We start from the raw sequence: 18,692 nt of genomic DNA, 5'->3' as shown, positions 1-18,692 counted from the left end.
GATCAGGGGCGCCTTCAGTGTAGGCACCCGGTTCGCGCGGCGACAGAGTGATTGTGCGACACGCAGTACCGCACTGCTCGCACTACTGCGCAGTGCGTGGTAGCTTGCTTCGCAGACGAGAGGGAGGCGCGGATGGACACCACGCAGCTGTTGAAGGGGGTGCTGGATGCCGCCGTTCTCGCGGTGGTCCAGCACGAGGATGCCTACGGGTACGACATCGTGCGTCGACTGCGTGACGCCGGCCTCGGAGAGGTGGGAGACGCATCCGTGTACGGAACGCTTCGCCGGCTCTACAGCGCCGGGTCGCTCTCGAGCTACGTGGTCCCCTCCGACGGGGGCCCGCACCGCAAGTACTACGCCATCAACCCGCAGGGACGTGCGGCGCTCGATGCACAGCGCGAGGACTGGACCGCGTTCTCGCTCGCGCTGAGCACGCTGCTCGACGCTTCCCGCAAACCCGCCGCGCTGCGCACGATCGGAGAAGGACGATGAACGCCACGACCGAGCCCCGGGCCGACATCCCGGCCTTCGCCGCCGCGGTGCGGGCGGAACTGAACGACCTGCCCGCCGACGAGGTCGACGACCTGCTCGACGGACTCGAAGCCGACCTCGCCGAACAGGCTGAGGACAGCGGCGAGACGTTCGTGCTGCCGGATGCGGCGACCTACGCCGCGGAGCTCCGTGCCGCCGCGGGTCTTCCCGAGCGCAACGGACGGGCCGCGAAGGTGCCGGTGCGCGATCGGCTGGAACGCACCCGGCGTGCCGCGGCCACCCGCATCCGCTCCTCCCGCTTCGGGTCCCAGACGCTGGATCTGCTCGTGTCGCTGCGACCGGTCTGGTGGATCGCGCGCGGGGCGGCGTTCTACCTCCTGCTGGTGTTCCTGACCGTGCCGTTCACCGGCGGCGTGGACTACGTGCCCACGAACGTCGTGGCGTGGGCGATCCTCGCCGCACTGGTCCTGCTCAGCATCCAGTGGGGTCGCGGAATGTGGCTGCCGCACCGCTGGGGGCGCGGGGTGCGCGGTGTGCTCAACGTGGTGGCGACGATCGTCGCGGCGATCGCGCTCATCGCGGCGCCGACCGTGCTGCCGCAGTACTTCTCCTCGCAGGCATACGCGAACTACGCCGTCGCCTACCCGGATAACTCGCAGCCCGGCCTGGTGCTCGACGGCCAGCGTGTGCGCAACATCTTCGCGTACGACGCCGCGGGCAACCCGATCAAGGATGTCCAGCTGTACACGGATCAGGGCACACAGCTGACGACCGTGGGGAGCGAGGGACTCGCGAACGGATGGTGGTGGGACGAGTACTTCCTCGGCGGCGGCGGTCCGGTCACGTCCGCCTACCAGGGCACCGGACGCTCCCCGCTGTGGAACGTGTTCCCGCTGCGCGAGTCGATCGGGGTCAGCTCGTGGGATGTGAACTCGGCGGTCCCGATCGAGCCGAAGGAACCGTTCGCCCACGTTCCCGCGGTGCCGGCACAGCCCGATCCGAACCCCGAGACGAGCCCGGCGCCGAGCCCGACGCCCGGCGCGGATGCGGCGACGGGCCCGTCGCCGGATGCCACCCCCGCTCCCGAACCCACTCCTGTGACGGAGGCGACGCCGTGAGCATGATCGGCCAAGGTCGTCCGGATGCGTCCGCCAACGGCGATGCGCCCACGGCTCCGCCCTCGGCGCCCGCAGGGCCCGCGCGGATCGTGAGCATCGACATCAGTCACCTGGTGCGCGAGGCTCTCGACTCCGACTCGCGCGACTGAGGGCCCCGCTCTCGCCCCGGACCCGCTCCCCCCTGCATTGACAGGCATGTCCCACTTTCCGCACTTTTGGGCCCCGATTCTTGCGCGAAGTGGGACATGCCTTGCGCGAAGTGGGACATGCCCAGGTCGGCGGGAGACAGGCGGGCGCAGCGGGAGCGGGAGCCGGCGCGCAGCGGGAGCGCGAGGCGGCGGTCAGCGGGATGCGGAGAGGTTGCCGTCGGCCCAGGCGCCCAGCTGGGCGAGGATCGGCACGAGGCGGACGCCTGCATCCGTCAGCGTGTAGGAGACCGCGACCGGCGGGCCCGCATCCACCTCGCGGACGACCAGGCCCGCGTCGGCGAGCTCGACCAGGCGATCCGAGAGCACGGCGTCGCTGATGCCCGTGACGGCCCGGCGCAGCCCGACGAACGACAGCGCGCCCTCGCCCAGAACGTCGAGGATCATGCCGTTCCAGCGCTTGCCGAGAACCGAGAAGGCGCGCGAGACGGCGGCGTCGCACTGACGCTCGTCATGCTGCTCTGCGGCCACGCACCTCAGTCTAGTCGTGCTAGCGTTCACGTAGCCACTCTCTTTTTCATAGCCGCTAGGTCGATTGGAGCACCATGTCCCTCTTCCGTCTGGATGCGAGCATCCTTCCCCCCACCTCCGCCAGCCGCGCCCTCGGCGACATCGTCGAGAGCGAATGGCTCGCCACCCACACCGACCAGACCGTCGTACGTCGCGACCTGGCTGCCGACCCCGTCCCCGCCACGGCGTGGGCTGCCGCCGTCACCGGCAGAAACCTCCCCGAAGCCGACCGCACCGCCGAGCAGCGCGACGCCCTCGCCCTGGCGACGCGCCTCGCCGATGAGCTCATCGATGCCGACGCCCTCCTGCTGACGATCCCGCTCTACAACTACGGTGTCTCGCAGCACGCGAAGACGTGGTTCGACCTGGCCTACACCGACCCGCGCATCGATCCGCAGGGCACCGCGCTGCGCGGCAAGCCCGCCGTGCTGGTCACGGTTCTCGGCGGCAACTACGACGCCGGAACGCCCAAGGAGGGCTGGGACCACTCCACCGCGTGGCTCCGTCGCGTGCTCGAGGACGTCTGGGGCCTCGACCTGCGCGTCGTGCAGCGCTCCTTCACCCTCGTGGGCGTGAACCCCGCACTCGATCAGTTCTCCGATGTCGCCGCCGACATCAAGTCCGCCGCCGAGGATGCCGCGCGCGAGGGCGGTCGCTCCATCGCAGAGGCCGCGTCCGCCACGGTCTGAGGCTCCGGCCGCATCCGCTCCGAAACGGATGCGGCCACGCACCGGGTGGCGGTGTCAGCCCCGGGCGGCCCACCAGTCGCGCAGCCGACGCTCGCTCTCCTCGGGCCCGAGCACGCCCTCATCCAGCCGCAGCTCGAGCAGGAACCGGTAGGCCTCGCCCACCTCTCGGCCCGGAGAGATGCCGAGGATGCGCTGGATCTCGTTGCCGTCGAGCTCCGGACGGATGGCGTCCAGCTCCTCCTGCGCCCGCAGTTGGTCGATGCGCCGCTCGATGTCGTCGTACGCCAGGCGCAGCCTGGTCGCCTTGCGCTTGTTGCGCGTGGTCACATCGGCGCGGGTCAGGATGTGCAGGCGCTCCAGCTCGTCGCCGGCATCGCGCACGTAGCGGCGCACCGCCGAATCCGTCCATGCGCCTTCGGCGTAGCCGAAGAAGCGCAGGTGGAGCTCGATCAGCAGGGCGACCGAATCGATCGTCGCGGAATCGAATCGCAGCTCGCGCAGGCGCTTGCGCGCCATCCGCGACCCCTTCACGTCGTGGTGGTGGAACGTGACGGCACCCCCCGGCTCGAGCCGGCGCGTGGCGGGCTTGCCGATGTCGTGCAGGAGCGCCGCGAGGCGCAGCGGCACGTCGGGTGCGGCGTCCGGATGCCGGGTGCGTTCGAGCTCGATCGCCTGCCGCAGCACGGTGAGCGAGTGCTCGTAGACATCCTTGTGGTGGTGGTGCTCGTCGACCTCGAGACGCAGCGCCGGCACCTCGGGAAGGAACTGGTCGATGAGGCCCGTCTCGACCAGCAGCCGCAGGCCGCGCACAGGTTCGTCCGTCTGCAGCAGACGAACGAGCTCGCCCTGGATGCGCTCCGGGCTCACGATCCGCAGCGTCTCGCGCAGCTCGGTGATCGCCGCGACCGCGTCGGGGTCGACACTGAAGCCGAGTTGCGACGAGAAACGTGCCGCCCGAAGCATGCGCAGGGGGTCGTCGCCGAAGCTGATCCGCGCATCGGTGGGGGTGCGCAGCACGCCCGCGACGAGATCCTCGATGCCGCCGTGCGGATCGACCAGCTGCGGTCCGGGCACCCGGAGCGCCATCGCGTTGACGGTGAAGTCACGGCGGACGAGATCGGATTCGAGCGAGTCGCCGAACGCGACGACGGGCTTGCGGGTCTCGCCGTCGTAGGCATCAGCGCGGTACGTGGTGATCTCGACCTGCTCGCCGCGGATGCGGGCGCCGATCGTGCCGAACGCGCGGCCGATGTCCCACTGGGCCGTCGAAATCGGCGTGACGATGCGCAGGATCTCGTCGGGGTCCGCATCCGTCGTGAAGTCCAGGTCGTGTGTCGTGCGACCCAGCAGCGCGTCGCGCACCGGGCCGCCCACGACGGCGAGTTCGCGCCCGGCGGCGGCGAAGGCGTCGGCAAGCACGACCACGACGGGTGAGGAGGCGAGAGTGCCCAGCCGCGCGAGACCCTCGGCCATGTTGAGCATGCAACGAGCCTAATCGGCCGCGTCGTGCGGCACCTCCAGCATCCCGGTCAACACCAGCTCGCGAACCCGAGGAAGCAGGTCTGATCGGAGGGATGCGGCGTCGACCTCGAGCAGGTCGGCGATCGCGTCGATGAGCACGCCCACGGGCAACTCGCCGTCGCTCGCACCCACGAGCGCGGCGAGCGCAGGGTCTGCGGAGACCGTCCGGGCAAGGCCGCCGCCCTGGCGGAGCTCGAGCACGCTGGGCGCTTCGGCACCGGGAAGGTGATGCCGCGCCTCGGTGACGTCGGCCGCGACGCGCAGCACGGATGCCGCGAGCAGCATGTCGTCGGTGCGATCCAGCCACGCCGCCGCCCGCCACACGCTGTCGGTGTGCGCGGCGAGCACGGCGGTGTCGACCCCCTGCGCGACCCGCTCGAAGCGGCGCAGGCGCGAGCCGCGCATAAGCTGCACCCACCCCAGCCCCACTCCCGTGACACGGCGGCCCTCGAAATCGTCGAGCCAGGCGGCGATCAGCGCCCCGTGCTCGGCGCTGCCGGGGCGGGTGCCGCCGTCTCGCACCCAGAGCTCGGCGTACCGTGTCGGATCGAGCTGCTCACGCTCGACCACCCACGCACCGACGTCCGCTGTCCACGCCCGCACCCGCTCCAGTCCGGGCACCCCCTCACGGTCCTCCCAATTGCCCAGCATGATCGCCCGACCGCCGTCGACGAGATGGGATGCGGCACCGGTCACGACCTCGCGCATGAGCTCGTCGCCGGCCAGGCCGCCGTCGCGGTACTCGTAGGCGGGCACGCCGGCGGCGCGCGGGGTGATCACGAACGGCGGGTTCGATGCGATCAGCTCGAAGCGCTCCCCGCGGACGGGCTCGTAGAGACTTCCTTCGCGGATGTCGATGCCCTCCAGGCCGTTGAGCGCGGCGCCCAGCCGCGTGAACCAGAGCGCGCGCGGTGAGATGTCGGTCGCGACGACATCGAAACCCCTCCGGCGCAGCTCGAACGCCACCAGACCGCAGCCGCATCCGAGATCGAGTGCCGGGCCGCTCCCGACCGCCGGCAGCAGTGAGACGAGCGTCCTTCCCGCGCCTCCGACGCCGAGCACGTGGTCCGGCCGCAGCGGGAACACACCGGCCAGCTCGTCCAGATCGCTCGCTATCCATCCCTCGCCGCCGTCGGCGAAGACGTGCGGGCGCACCGCCACGGCGGGCGCCACATCCTGACCGCGACGCTCGATCACACCGAGCCGCTCCGCATCCTCGAGGCCCGTGGCGGGCAGTGCTGCGGCGACGGATGCGGCGTCGACGACATCGCCCAGCACGAACAGCCGTGCAAGCACGGCGACGGCGTCGTGCGGATGCCGAGCGAGGATCCGTCGGGCCGGCACCGCGATCGCCCGCATGAGCGCCGACTCCGCGGCGTCGCCGACGATCGAGCGAAGAGCCTGGGTCGTGAAGCCGGCGGAGCGCAGATCCTCGGCGAGGCGATGGGCGATGGCGGTGTGCATGAGTCCATTCAACCCGGGCGTGCGCTCGGTGAATCCCAGGCCGGGGCCCGTAGACTCGCTCCCGACCCTGCGGACTCTCCGCACAGGAGCCTGCTCAGCTACGAATGATTCCGACTTCGGCCCGCACGGGCACCCCCGCATTCCGGCGGCGACGACTTCTGCTCGCGCCGCTCATCGCCGTCGCGATCGTGCTGGGTGTGGCCGCTCCCGTGTCCGCCGCGACGCCGACGCCCTCGCCCTCCCCGGCGGGAAGCGTCGAGGTGTCGGTGGCGCCTCTGTCCGGCGGGGTGCTGGCGGCGGGCGAGGCGCTGACTGCTCTTGTGTCCCTCGAGAACGACACGGCGTCACGCGCCCCCGGATCGACCGCGGAGCTGCTGCTGGGCGATGCACCGCTGAACGGATCCGCGGCTCTCGGCGATTGGCTGTCCGGATCCACCGACGTCCCGGCGGGGCGCGTGGTCGGATCCAGCGCGGTCGAGGAGACCGCACCCGGGCAGTCGAGCTCGGCGAGCGTGGTCGTCGCCGCCGACGATCCCGCGATCGCGGGCCGCGGGGCGGGCGTCTATCCGCTGTGGGTGAGCCTCGCGGGCAAGACGGCGCGCTCTGTGGTCACGATCGGCACCGGTCCCTCGGGCACCGTCGCGGTCATCGTTCCCATCACGGCTCCCGCGCTGACGGCGGGGATGCTGTCCACTGACGAGCTTTCCTCCCTCACCGCATCCGACGGCGCACTGACGGCACAACTCGATGCCGTCGCCGGCACCTCGGCGATCCTCGCGGTCGATCCCGCGATCGTGGCCGCCATCCGGGCGCGCGGAACATCTGCTCCGGAATCCGCACGGGTATGGCTGCAACGGCTCATGGACCTGCCCAACCCCCGGTTCGCCCTCCAGTACGGCGACGCCGACGTCAGCACGCAGTTCGCGGCGGGGCTGGACGCACCGCTCACGCCGACGTCACTGAACGCGTACGTGGATCTGAAGGCCCAGCCCGCCCAGCCCACGCCGGCGCCGACGGACCAGCAGCAGTCCGAACCCACACCGCCGACCCTCGACGCGCTCCTCGATGTGGGTGCCGGCGCAACGCCGACGATCTATTGGCCGCCATCGGGCACCGCTTCACCGGAGCTCGTCGGATGGCTCACGGCCGCGACCCCCGGCGCGATCACGATCGTCGACAGCACGCAGGTGTCGGCCGCATCCACCTCGCACGCGCGCACCGGCGGCGGCGAACTGCTCGTCGCGTCGGCCGGCGCATCCGCGGCACTGCAGGCCGCATCCACCGCCACTCAGCCCACGACGCGTGCGGCGGATGCGGCAGCCGCGGCCGCACATCTGACGTTCGCATCCGCGTCGGCGCAGGGCTCCCCCGTTCTGGTCACCCTCGGAAGGTCGGCGACCCGGGATCCGCAGGGCCTTCGCGGGGCGATCTCCGCGGCGACGACGGGCATGACCGCCGTGGGGCTGTCGAGTGTGCTCGGAGCTTCCCCGACCGAGACCCAGGTCTCGGCGGGCTCGGTCGACCCGTCGCGTCCGGCGGCGCTGACCAGCATGCTCGCCGGCGCCGCGCAGATCGACAGCTTCGCCACGATCCTCGACGACCCCTCACTGCTCACCGGACGCGAGCGCGCCGCCATCCTTCAGGTGCTGGGCGGTGCGTGGCTCGGCGATCCGTCCGCATGGCAGACCGCCGTCGACGCGCACGCGGAAGCCACTGCGACCACCCTCGACTCCGTGTCGATCGTGCCCTCGACAGCGCTCAATCTGCTGACGGCGGGAACCAACCTGCGCTTCTGGGTGCGCAACGACCTGCCCTATCCGGTGAATGTCGTTCTCGTCGCCGCGCCCGATGATCTGCGCGTCGACGTCGAGCGGGAGAACGCCGTGGTCGCCGCCGCATCCGCGAACACGCTCGTCGAGGTGCCCGTGAACGCGCGCATCGGCAACGGCGACGTCAAGATCGACCTCAGTCTGAGAAGCCCTGCGTACGTCCCGATCGGTCAGACGCAGACGGTCGACGTCAACGTGCGAGCCGACTGGGAGGGGATAGGGCTGGCCGCGCTGGTTGCGCTGGCTGCGGGCTTCCTCACGATCGGTGTCGTCCGTACCATCCGTCGCCGCAAGCGCGACAAGGCCGATGCGGCCCGCACGGACGAGAGAGACGACGAGGAGAACGCGTGAGCGGACTGGGCCGGGCAAGCGTACTGCTGGGAGCGGGAACGCTCGTCTCCCGGCTCACGGGCCTCATCCGCACCATCGTGCTGGTGGCTGTGCTCGGCACGATGTCCTCGAGAGCCGGCGATGCGTTCGCGCAGGCCAACCAGCTGCCGAACAACGTCTACGCGATCATCTCCGCCGGCGTTCTCACGGCAGTGATCGTGCCGCAGATCGTGCGAGCCAGCGCGCGCGAGGATCGCGGCCAGCGCTTCATCTCCGCGCTGTTCACGGCGGGGATCGTCGTGCTGCTGGCCGTCACCGCGGTGGCGATGCTGCTGGCACCCGTGCTGATCACCCTCTACGCGCCGGCGTACAGCCCCGAACAGCACGCGCTGGCGACCGCGTTCGCCTACTGGTGTCTGCCGCAGATCTTCTTCTACGGCCTGTACTCGCTTCTCGGCGAGACGCTCAACGCGCGGCGCATCTTCGGGCCGTTCACCTGGGCTCCCGTCCTCAACAACGTCATCTCGATCGCCGGCTTCCTGCTCCTGATGCTCGTCATCGGCGGTGACCGTTCCGCGGTGTCCGACTGGAGCGGCGCGTCCATCGCCGCCCTGGGCGGCACGGCCACCTTCGGCATCGCGGTGCAGGCGCTGATCCTGCTCGTGTCCTGGCGGCGCACGGGGCTCCGACTGCGCCCCGACTTCCACTGGCGCGGACTCGGCTTCCGCAATATGGGTCGCCTCGCGGGGTGGACGGCGGCGATGGTCATCGTCGGCCAGGTCGCGGGCCTCATCCAGAGCCGGGTCATCTCCGAGGCGACAGGCGACGGCGCCTCCACACTCGCCACGCAGACCGCGTGGCTCATCTTCATGCTGCCCTACTCCGTCATCGTGCTCTCGATCGGAACTCCCTACTTCACGCAGATCAGCGAGCACGCATCGGCCGGCCGAGACGACGAGGTGCGCGCGGACGTGTCTCGCAGCATCCGGATCATCAGTCTGCTGATCGTCGTGGCGACGGCCGCTCTCGTGGTGGCGTCCGTCCCGGCGTCGCGCATCATCGTGAACAACGCGGCGGATGCGGCCGGCCTCGCCCCCGTGCTCATCGCCTACCTCGTGAGCCTGCTGCCCCTGTCGGTGCTTTTTGTGCTGCAGCGCACCTTCTACGCCTACGACGACACCCGCACTCCGTTCGTCTTCACGACCGTGCAGGCGGTTCTGGTGATCGTCACCGCCCTCATCGCCGCCTGGCTCGCTCCGACGCCGCTGCTCGCGGCCGCCGTCGCCCTCGGCCAGTCGATCGCGATCACCGTGCAGGCCGTGCTCGCCGCCGTGTTGCTGCGGCGGCGGATCGGTTCGCTCGGCATCCGCTCGTGGTTCGTCGCGATCGCGCGCTATACCCTGGCCGCGCTTCCGGCGGCGGCAGCCGGATGGGGGGTCTACCTTCTTCTGGGCGGTGACACCGGATGGACGACATCGGACAAGATCTACGGAGCCGTCGGAACCGCCATCATCGGGGCGGCCACGCTCGTCGTCTATCTGGGCGTGCTCGCAGCCCTGCGCACCCCCGAACTGGCCCCGGCGCTGCGACCGCTTCGCCGCATCCTTTCCAGACGCTGACAAACGGACCGCGGGAATGTCCCGCGGATACCATATGTTGAGCACTTTGAAACCACGAGGGAGAACGCACGTGCGTCAGCTCATCATCATCGGCTCCGGCCCCGCGGGCTACACCGCCGCCATCTACGCGGCCCGGGCCAACCTCAAGCCGCTGGTCATCGCCAGCTCTGTGGAGGTCGGCGGTGAGCTCATGAACACCACTGAGGTGGAGAACTTCCCCGGCTTCCCCGAGGGGATCCAGGGCCCCGAGCTCATGACCAAGATGGAGGAGCAGGCTCGCAAGTTCGGCGCCGAGATCCTCTACCAGGACGTCACCGAGCTCGACCTCGCAGGCCCCGTCAAGCGGGTGCAGCTGGGTTCCGGTGCGGTCGAGGAGGCCGCCGCCGTGATCTTCGCGACCGGTTCCGCGTACCGAAAGATCGGTCTGCCGAAGGAGGAGCACCTCTCTGGGCGCGGCGTGTCGTGGTGTGCGACCTGTGACGGCTTCTTCTTCCGCGAGCGCACCATCGCCGTCGTCGGCGGCGGCGACTCCGCTATGGAGGAGGCGACCTTCCTCACGCGCTTCGCGACGAAGGTCTACGTCATCCACCGTCGCGACGAGCTGCGCGCCTCCAAGATCATGCAGGAGCGCGCGATGGCGAACGAGAAGATCGAGTTCGTGTGGAACAGCGAGGTCGTCGACATTCTCGGCGACGAGGCGGTCACCGGTGTCGTTCTCAAGGACACGGTGGACGGTTCCACGCGCGAGCTCGACCTGCAGGGTGTCTTCGTGGCGATCGGCAACGACCCGCGCACGAAGCTGGTGCACGGGCAGCTCGATCTGACCCCCGAAGGAACCATCTGGGTCGACGGCCGGTCCTCGCGCACCTCGGTGCCGGGCGTCTTCGCCGCCGGCGACGTGATCGACCCGACCTACCGCCAGGCGGTCACCGCCGCCGCATCGGGAACGATCGCCGCGCTGGACGCGGAGCACTTCCTGGCCGCGCTCGACGAGGCGGGCGCACCGCAGTCCGACGCCGACCAGATCGAGGGTCTGCCGGTCGTCTGAGGGAACATCCGGACCCCGTCGGGCGTTCGGTACGAGTAAGACTTACGAAGGGAAATGACAATGAGCGCGAAGGCGACCAGCTCGAGCACCTGGAACCAGGACGTCCTCGAAGCAGACGGTCCGGTCCTGGTGGACTTCTGGGCGGAGTGGTGCGGCCCGTGTCGCATGGTGGCCCCGGTCCTCGACGAGATCCAGGCGGAGAACCCCGAGAAGATCACGGTGCTCAAGCTCAACGTGGATGAGAACCCCGATCTCGCGATGAAGTACCAGATCACCTCCATCCCGGCGATGAAGGTGTTCCAGGGCGGCGAAGTGAAGACCACGATCATCGGTGCCAAGCCGAAGTTCGCGCTCGAGCAGGATCTGGCCGCGTTCATCGGCTGATCCGCTTCCCACGCATGACGAAGGCCCTCGGAGGATTTCTCCGGGGGCCTTCGTCATGCGCAGATTCAGGAGGCTTCGGGACGGACCGTGGCGTCCCACCGGCGTGAGGTGTTCGTGTCACCCAGAAGACGCCAGACGGCGCGAGTGAGCGGCGGATAGTCCAGCGCGATCTGACGTAGCACCCGATAGTGGCGCGCCTCACTCGGCTTGTTGCCACCTGCTTCGGCGATGTTCTCCGCACGCAGCAGGAAGACGACGAGCTCATCAACCGTGGGCAGGTCTTCCATGAAGTCCCACGGGTCCTCCCCCTCACGGAGGCGCTCGTGGATGAGGGCGGCCAGTTCGTCCGCGGCTTCCGCCCGCAGCAGTTCGAGACTCGCTCGACGGCGTGGGGATTCGGAGGTCATGGTTCCAGCCTACGTTTCGTGAGACGGCTCAGGGCCCGTCACCGTTCCGTCTCATCGCCGCCCTCCCCATTCGACGACCAGCGACCCCCGCCGTTTCGTCTCGTCGCTACGCTCCTCGCTCAACGACCAGGGTCGCCAGCGTTTCGTCTCGTCGCTGCGCTCCTCGCTCAACGACCGATGGCCCCCTAACCGGTCGTTGAGCGAGCGAAGCGAGTCGAAACGCAGAGTCGAAACGCAGCGAACCGACCGATTTCGGTTCGTCAGGAGCGATTCTCCGCTCGAATCAGCGCGATGCGCCGAGCTCTTCCTCGCCGAGTTCGGTGAGGATGCGATTCAGATCCTGGATGGTTGCGAAATCGATCGCGATCTGGCCTTTTCGTGCCGAGATGGAGATCTTGACGCGGGTGTTGAGGCGATCGCCGAGACGCTCGGCGATCTCATCGAGGTGAGCGCGACGTGCGCCCGCCTTCGGCGCGGGGCGCTTCACGGTCGCGGCACCCTTGGCCGCGGCTTCCGCTGCGCGCACCGAAAGGTCTTCGTTCACGATCTTGTCCGCGAGGCGCTGCATGCTCTCGCCGTCCTCGACGGAGAGGATCGCGCGGGCGTGTCCCGCCGACAGCACGCCGGCGGCGACGCGCTGCTGCACCGACACCGGCAGGCGCAGCAGCCGGATGGTGTTGGAGATCTGGGGGCGCGAGCGGCCGATGCGCGTTGCGAGCTGTTCCTGGGTGATCCCGAAGTCCTCGAGCAGCTGCTGGTACGCGGATGCCTCTTCGAGCGGGTTCAGCTGCGACCGGTGCAGGTTCTCGAGAAGCGCGTCTCGAAGCAGATCCTCATCCGCCGTCTCGCGGAGGATGGCCGGGATGGTCTCGAGTCCCGCCTCGCGTGCGGCCCTGGTACGCCGCTCCCCCATGATCAGTTCGTAGGTGCCGTCACCCGTATCGCGCACGACGACCGGCTGCAGCACACCGAACTCGCGCACTGAGTGCACCAGCTCCGCAAGGTCATCGGGGTCGAAGTTCGTCCGCGGCTGGCGCGGGTTGGGCACGATCGCGTGCGGGTCGACCTGAATGAGGCGAGCACCCGGAACCGTCAGCAACTCCTCCTGCGGAGCTTCGTCCTTCGCCGCATCCGACGTCGGTGCGGGGGCGCCGGGGAAGAACACATCGACCGGACGCGCCTCCGAGGCTTCCGACGTCGGAATGAGAGCGCCGATTCCTCGACCGAGTCCCGTTCGCTTGGCCATCAGTGTTCTCCTTCGTTCGTGGTCGAGCCAGCCTCGTCGGCTTCGCGCGACAGTAGTTCGACGGCCGCTTCGCGGTAGGCGACCGCGCCCGCCGACTGGCCGTCGTAGGCGATGACGGTCTGGCCGAAGCTCGGCGCCTCGGAGACGCGTACGGAACGCGGAATCACCGTGTTCAACACTTCCTTCGGAAAGTGCTGACGCACCTCTTCGGCGACCTGCTGCGCGAGACGCGTGCGCCCGTCGTACATGGTCAGCAGGATCGATGACACGTGAAGAGGGGGATTCAAGTGCTTCTGAATCATCTGCACACTGCCGAGCAACTGGCTCAGACCCTCGAGTGCGTAGTACTCGCACTGGATGGGAATGAGAACCTCGTCCGCTGCGGTGAACGCGTTGATGGTGAGCAGCCCCAGCGAGGGCGGGCAGTCGATGAGAACGACGTGCGGCGGCTCCTGGGCCGAAGCCAGATACTCCTCGAGCGCACGACGCAGGCGGTGTTCACGCGCGACCTGTGACACGAGTTCGATCTCCGCGCCGGCAAGGTGGATGGTGCTCGGCGCACACGTCAGCAGAGGAGACTCGGGGCTCGTCTGGACGATGTCGGCGAGAGGGAACTCGTCGATCAGCACGTCGTACACGCTGGGGATGTCAGCGGTGTGCGGCACGCCCAGAGCGGTGGATGCGTTCCCCTGCGGATCGAGGTCGATCACCAGCACGCGCGCTCCGACACTCGCGAGCGCCGCCGCCAGATTGACGGTCGTCGTCGTCTTCCCGACGCCACCCTTCTGGTTCGAGACCGTCAGAATGCGGGTTCCTGTCGGCAACGTCACGGTGGAATCCTCAAGCGCCCGTCGTCTGGCGCGGAGGTCTGCGAGTTCGCGGGCAAGAGGGGTGTCGTCACCGAAGTCCGTCGCGGTGTCGTCGGATTGTTTCACGTGAAACACTTCGCCTTTCGCCAGCATCGAACCCTGTCCACTCTAATCGTCGCCATCGACAGCCACGCCGTGATGTTTCACGTGAAACATGAGGTCAGGAGCGCTGCACCCGACCACGAACAACTCGGGTCGGTGTCTCGAGAACGTCTTCACCCACGACCTCGACACGCAGATCGACCACACGCTGGGACCGCGCCTGCTTCGCAGCCTTCTCGATCTCAGCGTCCGCGGCCGCCCCCTTCAGAAGGAGAAGCTCTCCCCCATCACGTACCAGCGGGGCGGTGATGGGCAGAAGTGTCCGCAGGGCGCTCACTGCGCGCGCCGTCACGGCATCGAGTACCGCGCCCCGGGTCCAGTCCTGCGACCGGCCGCGGAACACTTCGACGTTCGTGAGACCGAGCTCGTTCACCTGCTCCTGCAACCACTGTGTCCGTCGCTCCATCGGCTCGATCAGAACCCACTCGACGTCGGGGCGCGCGATGGCCCCCACGATTCCGGGAAGACCTGCGCCGGAGCCGACATCGCCGATACGGCCCATCGGAATGAGCGGGGCCATGACTGCGCTGTTCAGAATGTGCCGACTCCAGAGCCGGGGTAGCTCCAGCGGCCCGATGAGCCCGCGCAGCTCACCCTCTCTGGCGAGGTTGCGTGTAAACGCGCGGGCGCGATCGATGCCGTCGCCGAAGATCGTGGCCGCCGCATCCGGTTCCTGCTCGAGACCGTCCATCAATGTTTCACGTGAAACACTCACGCGCGACGGAGCACCGTGTGACGCTGCGCACCCTCACCGTAGGACTCCGAGACGAGCCCGCGCTCCGCTGCGATGTCATGGACGACCTTGCGCTCGTAGCTCGACATCGCGGGGAGCGACGCCTGAGATGCGCCGTCCTCCAGGCGGGAGGCGGCACGGTCCACGAGCGCCTCGAGCTCACGACGGCGCGCGTCGCGCGATCCGCTGACGTCGAGGATGAGCCGGGAGAACCGACCGGTGCGGTTCTGCACCGCGAGGCGGGTCAGATCCTGAAGTGCGCTCACCGTGTCCGGGTCGGCCAGAACGCGCAGGGAGTCATCACCATCCGATTCGATGGACACGTACGCGCGGTCGTTTCGGACGTCCAGCGCCAGGTCGCCGCCGATGTCGGCAATGTCGAGGAGACCCTCCAGGAAGTCGGCGGCAACGTCGCCTTCCTGCTCGAGCTGCTCGACGGTGTCGGTCGCGGTGGGGGAGAGATCAGAGGTCATGGAGGTCTCCTCAGCTGGAGGGTTCGGAGTCGGAGGCACCGCTCTTGGCGGCGGGCGGCTGCTTACCGGCCTGCTTCTTCGCGCGCTGCTTCCCGACGGGCTGCTGGCGCTTCGGCGCTGCAGCGCGCTTGCGCTCGGCTTCCTCGAGCAGCCGCTGCTGCTCGGCCTGGTACTTCTCAATGGGAACGATCTTGCCGCTGCTGTCGATCGCCTTGCCCCGGCGAGCCAGACGCTCCTCGCGCGCCTTGGCGGCCTCGGACCCGGGCGTAGGCATGTTCCGGATGACGAGGAACTGCTGCACCATCGTCCAGATGTTGCTGATGAACCAGTAGACGACGACACCGAGCGGGAAGAAGATGCCGGAGAAGACGAAGGCCAGCGGCAGGATGTAGAGCATGATGCGCTGCATCTGGTACGCCTGGCCGGTCTTGGCCTCGGGCGACAGGTTCTTCGAGATGATCTGCAACTGCGTGAAGAACTGCGACGCGATCATCAGGACGACGAGGACCAGCAGGATGATGACAGTCACCGTGCCGTCGGGCCGACCCCACGCACCGACGAGAGTGTCGTGAAGCGAAGCGCCGAACAGGTTCGCGTTGTAGAACTCGGACGTGAGGTTCGCGTCGAGGAAGCCAACACCACCGATACCGGCCGCCGCGTGCTTCGCCACATCGTTCAGAACGCTATACAGCGAGAAGAAGATCGGCATCTGCACGAGCAGCGGGAGACAGCCCGAGATCGGCGTCGTTCCGTGCTTCTTGTACAGCGCCATGGTCTCGCGGCTCATCGCCTCGCGAGAGAGCTGGTCCCGCTTGCCGCGGTACTTCTCCTGCACCTTGCGCAGTTCCGGAGCGATCTCCATCATCTTGCGCTGGCTCTTGATCTGCTTGACGAAGAGCGGGATGAGAGCGGCACGCACCACGATCACGAGGCCGACGATCGAGAGCACCCAGGCGAGACCCGAGTCGCCTGGCAGACCGAGGAACGTCCAGATCGCGTGCCAGGCGACGAGGACCATCTCGACGACCCACTTGAGCGGCCACAGGATCGTTCCGATCAGGTCGAACCCGCCCGAAGATTGCGTCGCGGTGGCAAGTACCAGATCCACGGGGATCAGTCCTTTCTCAGTGGCACGACGAATCCGTGCCGGGTCAGTGCGTGGGAGAAGTGCTTGTGGGCGGGCGGATCATCGATCCCGCCCTCGGCCCAGGGGTGGCACCGAGCGATCCGAGCGGCGGTCAGCGCCGCGCCCTTCACCGCACCGTGCTGCTGAACCGCCCCCACCGCGTAGGCGGAGCAGGACGGGTAGTACTTGCAGACATCGCCGTACGTATGCGAGATCGTCGCACGGTAACCATGGAGAAGACCGAGCATGATGTTGCGCGGCAGCAGCGGGATCGCGCGGATCCATGCGTGTTCCGGCATGGTCGCGTCGCCGATGGACGCCATCGGCAGCGTCGACGTGCTCACGAGGCCCTCCGAGCGAGGCATCGCTTCACTTCGGCGTCGAGCTCGGCGAACGACGCGTCTGCTCCGCCGGGCAGGACACGCACGACAACGTCCGCGCCCCTGACCACTGTCGGGAGCGCGGACGCGCAGATTGCTTTGAGTCGCCGGCGGATGCGATTGCGGACGACCGCCGTGCCGACCTTCTTGCTCACGATGAATCCGAACCGTGCGGCACGATCGTCACCGGATGCCACCACGTACGTGACGGTGTGGGGTCCGGAACATCGCACGCCGCGACGGACGACAGCCTTGTACTCGGCGCCGTCGGTCAGTCGGTTCGGCCGCGAGAGCAACGGAAGGGTCAGGCCGAGAGCTCGGTGCGGCCCTTGGCGCGGCGTGCCGAAAGGATGGCGCGGCCGGCGCGGGTGCGCATACGAGCGCGGAAGCCGTGCTTCTTGGCGCGACGGCGGTTGTTGGGCTGGAACGTACGCTTGCTCATGGGATCTCTCCGGGAAACGGTTGCCACCCGAAGGCGAAGCCTTCAGACGTGGTCGGGGACTGCCTCGAGGGCATAAGTCAACCGACTAAGACTAAGGCGCGAACCCCCAGAACTCAAACCGCGCAGGTCAACCCGCCATTATCCACAGCGCTGTCCCCGACACCATGAATCGACACACCCCCGGAACGACGCCGGAGTTTGCTCTCCGGAGCCTCGCTGACTAGCGTGGCTCGCGCAGTTATCCACAGGTGTCGCGCACCGGCGCGTTCTCGCCGGGCCAAGAAGGGGACCATGACCGCGCAAGACACTCCCGACGTCCCGGTGTGGTCGGCGGCTCTCGAGATCCTCGGCAGTGACGCCAGGGTCTCGCCGCAGATGCACGGGTTCCTCAACCTGGCGGTCGCGCAGGGTGTGATGTCGGGGTTCCTCTACCTCGACGTCCCCAACGACCTCACCGCCGCGCAGCTCAACAAGCGCCTTCGCCCGATGATCCTCGAAGCCCTCGCCCAGGCGTCCGCGAACGAGGTCACCGGCTTCAGAGTCGTCGTCAATCCCGAGTTGATCGATGCGCACCTGACCGCAGAGGTGCCGGTACAGACCATGGTCATCGAGCAACCGGTCGCCGCACCCGCGCCGGCCGCAGAAGCGCCGGACCCCGCATCCGCGAGGGCCGATACGCGTCTGAACCCCAAGTACACCTTCGATCGGTTCGTCATCGGCCAGTCCAACCGATTCGCCCATGCGGCGGCGGTCGCCGTCGCCGAAGCACCCGCCAAGGCCTACAACCCGCTCTTCATCTACGGCGACTCGGGGCTCGGCAAGACCCACCTCCTGCACGCGATCGGCGACTACGCCCTGAGCCTGTACCCCGGCATCCGCGTGCGCTACGTCTCCAGCGAAGAGTTCACGAACGACTTCATCAACTCGATCGCCAACAACCGCGGCTCCGCGTTCCAGGCGCGCTATCGCGACGTCGACATCCTCCTGATCGACGACATCCAGTTCCTGCAGGGCCGCGCCGAGACGCAGGAAGCCTTCTTCCACACCTTCAACACGCTTCATGACCACGACAAGCAGGTCGTGATCACCAGCGACGTCCCGCCGAAGCACCTCACCGGCTTCGAGGATCGGATGCGCAGCCGCTTCGAGTGGGGTCTGATCACAGACGTCCAGGCGCCGGACCTCGAGACCCGCATCGCGATCCTCCGCAAGAAGGCGCAGAACGAGCGACTCCAGATCCCGCCGGAGGTCATGGAGTACATCGCGACCGTCGTCTCCAGCAACATCCGCGAGCTCGAGGGCGCCCTCATCCGGGTCTCGGCCTTCGCCAGCCTGAATCGGTCGACGCTCGACATGTCTCTGGCGCAGCAGGTGCTGCGCGACATCGTCGACCAGGACGACACCAACGTCATCTCGCCGACGGACATCATCACGGCTACGGCGCAGTACTTCAAGCTCTCGGTCGACGACCTGTACGGCTCCAGCCGGTCGCAGGCGATCGCGACTGCTCGACAGATCGCGATGTATCTGTGCCGGGAGCGCACGAATCTCTCCTTGCCGAAGATCGGTCAGCTCTTCGGCAATCGAGATCACACGACCGTCATGTACGCATACAAGAAGATCAGCGACCTCATGAAGGAGCGCCGCTCGATCTACAACCAGGTCTCGGAGATCACCGCCCAGCTCGGCAGAGCAGGACGCTGA

General features: G+C 68.3%; 21 protein-coding genes. 9 read left to right on the top strand and 12 right to left on the bottom strand.

The genetic code is table 11. The features are described from left to right. Positions 1–132 precede the first annotated feature (132 nt). Genes PQV94_RS00105 through PQV94_RS00095 form a run of 3 tightly spaced genes read left to right on the top strand, consistent with a single transcriptional unit; the run spans position 133 to position 1,759 of the window. Positions 133–492: a PadR family transcriptional regulator gene (locus PQV94_RS00105; protein WP_274286793.1), complete on the top strand. Its 360-nt coding sequence runs from the start codon at positions 133–135 to the stop codon at positions 490–492. Then, positions 489–1,610: a hypothetical protein gene (locus PQV94_RS00100; protein WP_274286792.1), complete on the top strand. Its 1,122-nt coding sequence runs from the start codon at positions 489–491 to the stop codon at positions 1,608–1,610. Before PQV94_RS00105 ends, PQV94_RS00100 begins: the two co-directional genes overlap by 4 nt. Next, on the top strand, positions 1,607–1,759 hold the full coding sequence (locus PQV94_RS00095) for a hypothetical protein (protein ID WP_274286791.1): 153 nt from the start codon (positions 1,607–1,609) through the stop codon (positions 1,757–1,759). Before PQV94_RS00100 ends, PQV94_RS00095 begins: the two co-directional genes overlap by 4 nt. Before the next feature lie 192 nt (positions 1,760–1,951). Here the strand turns inward: PQV94_RS00095 and PQV94_RS00090 are convergent, their stop codons facing one another. Continuing rightward, positions 1,952–2,287, bottom strand: a complete 336-nt coding sequence (locus PQV94_RS00090; protein WP_274286790.1) for a winged helix-turn-helix transcriptional regulator — start codon at positions 2,285–2,287, stop codon at positions 1,952–1,954. A 74-nt stretch (positions 2,288–2,361) separates the two neighbouring features. Between PQV94_RS00090 and PQV94_RS00085 the strand changes: the two genes are divergently transcribed. Further along, complete coding sequence (locus PQV94_RS00085; protein WP_274286789.1) at positions 2,362–3,015, top strand: FMN-dependent NADH-azoreductase; 654 nt, start codon at positions 2,362–2,364, stop codon at positions 3,013–3,015. 54 nt (positions 3,016–3,069) lie between these two features. On the opposite strand, the gene PQV94_RS00080 is transcribed toward PQV94_RS00085, so the two are convergent. Together PQV94_RS00080 and PQV94_RS00075 are read right to left on the bottom strand one after the other, a co-directional pair. Further along, positions 3,070–4,497 carry a CCA tRNA nucleotidyltransferase gene (locus PQV94_RS00080; protein WP_274286788.1) on the bottom strand — a complete coding sequence of 476 codons (1,428 nt, stop codon included), beginning with the start codon at positions 4,495–4,497 and terminating at the stop codon, positions 3,070–3,072. A gap of 9 nt (positions 4,498–4,506) precedes the next feature. Beyond that, positions 4,507–6,000, bottom strand: a complete 1,494-nt coding sequence (locus tag PQV94_RS00075; protein WP_274286787.1) for a DUF7059 domain-containing protein — start codon at positions 5,998–6,000, stop codon at positions 4,507–4,509. 104 nt (positions 6,001–6,104) lie between these two features. Here PQV94_RS00075 and PQV94_RS00070 point away from each other — a divergent pair, with 104 nt between their 5' ends. The 4 genes from PQV94_RS00070 to trxA all read left to right on the top strand — a co-directional run bounded on the left by PQV94_RS00070 (position 6,105) and on the right by trxA (position 11,210). Beyond that, the gene (locus tag PQV94_RS00070) at positions 6,105–8,180 is read left to right on the top strand and encodes a DUF6049 family protein (protein ID WP_274286786.1); all 2,076 of its coding nucleotides are present in this window, start codon (positions 6,105–6,107) and stop codon (positions 8,178–8,180) included. Then, positions 8,177–9,778 (top strand): murein biosynthesis integral membrane protein MurJ, encoded by a 1,602-nt coding sequence (murJ, locus tag PQV94_RS00065; RefSeq protein ID WP_274286785.1) that lies wholly within the window; start codon positions 8,177–8,179, stop codon positions 9,776–9,778. The genes PQV94_RS00070 and murJ overlap by 4 nt, the downstream gene beginning before the upstream one ends. 70 nt (positions 9,779–9,848) lie before the next feature. After that, complete coding sequence (gene trxB, locus PQV94_RS00060; protein ID WP_274286784.1) at positions 9,849–10,826, top strand: thioredoxin-disulfide reductase; 978 nt, start codon at positions 9,849–9,851, stop codon at positions 10,824–10,826. Between the two features lie 60 nt (positions 10,827–10,886). Then, positions 10,887–11,210 (top strand): thioredoxin, encoded by a 324-nt coding sequence (gene trxA / locus PQV94_RS00055; protein WP_137418515.1) that lies wholly within the window; start codon positions 10,887–10,889, stop codon positions 11,208–11,210. 65 nt (positions 11,211–11,275) lie between these two features. On the opposite strand, the gene PQV94_RS00050 is transcribed toward trxA, so the two are convergent. The 9 genes from PQV94_RS00050 to rpmH form a co-directional block, all read right to left on the bottom strand. Beyond that, entirely contained in the window at positions 11,276–11,617 is a 342-nt protein-coding gene (locus PQV94_RS00050; protein ID WP_274286783.1) for a tryptophan synthase subunit alpha, read from the bottom strand. A 283-nt stretch (positions 11,618–11,900) separates the two neighbouring features. Beyond that, entirely contained in the window at positions 11,901–12,863 is a 963-nt protein-coding gene (locus tag PQV94_RS00045) for a ParB/RepB/Spo0J family partition protein (RefSeq protein ID WP_274286782.1), read from the bottom strand. Then, complete coding sequence (locus PQV94_RS00040) at positions 12,863–13,825, bottom strand: ParA family protein (RefSeq protein WP_274286781.1); 963 nt, start codon at positions 13,823–13,825, stop codon at positions 12,863–12,865. The genes PQV94_RS00045 and PQV94_RS00040 overlap by 1 nt, the downstream gene beginning before the upstream one ends. 67 nt (positions 13,826–13,892) lie before the next feature. Then, the gene (gene rsmG, locus PQV94_RS00035) at positions 13,893–14,525 is read right to left on the bottom strand and encodes a 16S rRNA (guanine(527)-N(7))-methyltransferase RsmG (protein ID WP_274286780.1); all 633 of its coding nucleotides are present in this window, start codon (positions 14,523–14,525) and stop codon (positions 13,893–13,895) included. Between the two features lie 20 nt (positions 14,526–14,545). Further along, complete coding sequence (locus PQV94_RS00030) at positions 14,546–15,040, bottom strand: Jag family protein (RefSeq protein ID WP_274286779.1); 495 nt, start codon at positions 15,038–15,040, stop codon at positions 14,546–14,548. A 10-nt stretch (positions 15,041–15,050) separates the two neighbouring features. Continuing rightward, positions 15,051–16,148 carry a membrane protein insertase YidC gene (gene yidC / locus PQV94_RS00025; protein WP_274286778.1) on the bottom strand — a complete coding sequence of 366 codons (1,098 nt, stop codon included), beginning with the start codon at positions 16,146–16,148 and terminating at the stop codon, positions 15,051–15,053. A gap of 5 nt (positions 16,149–16,153) precedes the next feature. Further along, positions 16,154–16,489 (bottom strand): membrane protein insertion efficiency factor YidD, encoded by a 336-nt coding sequence (yidD, locus tag PQV94_RS00020; protein ID WP_274288301.1) that lies wholly within the window; start codon positions 16,487–16,489, stop codon positions 16,154–16,156. A 17-nt stretch (positions 16,490–16,506) separates the two neighbouring features. After that, positions 16,507–16,779 carry a ribonuclease P protein component gene (gene rnpA, locus PQV94_RS00015; RefSeq protein ID WP_243227267.1) on the bottom strand — a complete coding sequence of 91 codons (273 nt, stop codon included), beginning with the start codon at positions 16,777–16,779 and terminating at the stop codon, positions 16,507–16,509. 71 nt (positions 16,780–16,850) lie between these two features. Then, on the bottom strand, positions 16,851–16,988 hold the full coding sequence (gene rpmH, locus PQV94_RS00010; RefSeq protein WP_022879826.1) for a 50S ribosomal protein L34: 138 nt from the start codon (positions 16,986–16,988) through the stop codon (positions 16,851–16,853). A gap of 291 nt (positions 16,989–17,279) precedes the next feature. Between rpmH and dnaA the strand changes: the two genes are divergently transcribed. Then, on the top strand, positions 17,280–18,692 hold the full coding sequence (dnaA, locus tag PQV94_RS00005) for a chromosomal replication initiator protein DnaA (RefSeq protein WP_274286777.1): 1,413 nt from the start codon (positions 17,280–17,282) through the stop codon (positions 18,690–18,692).

The sequence above is a fragment of the Microbacterium sp. Clip185 genome, from assembly GCF_028743715.1.
In the GTDB taxonomy this organism is placed as follows: domain Bacteria; phylum Actinomycetota; class Actinomycetes; order Actinomycetales; family Microbacteriaceae; genus Microbacterium.
This window is presented reverse-complemented; position numbering and strand designations above follow the sequence as displayed.

What these genes read in the sequence shown, in the direction of transcription:
- PQV94_RS00105 (WP_274286793.1), top strand. Translation starts at nt 133, where the DNA reads ATGGACACCACGCAGCTGTTGAAGGGGGTGCTGGATGCCGCCGTTCTC.
- PQV94_RS00100 (WP_274286792.1), top strand. Translation starts at nt 489, where the DNA reads ATGAACGCCACGACCGAGCCCCGGGCCGACATCCCGGCCTTCGCCGCC.
- PQV94_RS00085 (WP_274286789.1), top strand. Translation starts at nt 2,362, where the DNA reads ATGTCCCTCTTCCGTCTGGATGCGAGCATCCTTCCCCCCACCTCCGCC.
- PQV94_RS00080 (WP_274286788.1), bottom strand. Translation starts at nt 4,497, where the DNA reads ATGCTCAACATGGCCGAGGGTCTCGCGCGGCTGGGCACTCTCGCCTCC.
- PQV94_RS00075 (WP_274286787.1), bottom strand. Translation starts at nt 6,000, where the DNA reads ATGCACACCGCCATCGCCCATCGCCTCGCCGAGGATCTGCGCTCCGCC.
- PQV94_RS00070 (WP_274286786.1), top strand. Translation starts at nt 6,105, where the DNA reads ATGATTCCGACTTCGGCCCGCACGGGCACCCCCGCATTCCGGCGGCGA.
- trxA (WP_137418515.1), top strand. Translation starts at nt 10,887, where the DNA reads ATGAGCGCGAAGGCGACCAGCTCGAGCACCTGGAACCAGGACGTCCTC.
- PQV94_RS00050 (WP_274286783.1), bottom strand. Translation starts at nt 11,617, where the DNA reads ATGACCTCCGAATCCCCACGCCGTCGAGCGAGTCTCGAACTGCTGCGG.
- PQV94_RS00045 (WP_274286782.1), bottom strand. Translation starts at nt 12,863, where the DNA reads ATGGCCAAGCGAACGGGACTCGGTCGAGGAATCGGCGCTCTCATTCCG.
- PQV94_RS00040 (WP_274286781.1), bottom strand. Translation starts at nt 13,825, where the DNA reads ATGCTGGCGAAAGGCGAAGTGTTTCACGTGAAACAATCCGACGACACC.
- rsmG (WP_274286780.1), bottom strand. Translation starts at nt 14,525, where the DNA reads ATGGACGGTCTCGAGCAGGAACCGGATGCGGCGGCCACGATCTTCGGC.
- PQV94_RS00030 (WP_274286779.1), bottom strand. Translation starts at nt 15,040, where the DNA reads ATGACCTCTGATCTCTCCCCCACCGCGACCGACACCGTCGAGCAGCTC.
- yidD (WP_274288301.1), bottom strand. Translation starts at nt 16,489, where the DNA reads ATGGCGTCCATCGGCGACGCGACCATGCCGGAACACGCATGGATCCGC.
- rpmH (WP_022879826.1), bottom strand. Translation starts at nt 16,988, where the DNA reads ATGAGCAAGCGTACGTTCCAGCCCAACAACCGCCGTCGCGCCAAGAAG.
- dnaA (WP_274286777.1), top strand. Translation starts at nt 17,280, where the DNA reads ATGACCGCGCAAGACACTCCCGACGTCCCGGTGTGGTCGGCGGCTCTC.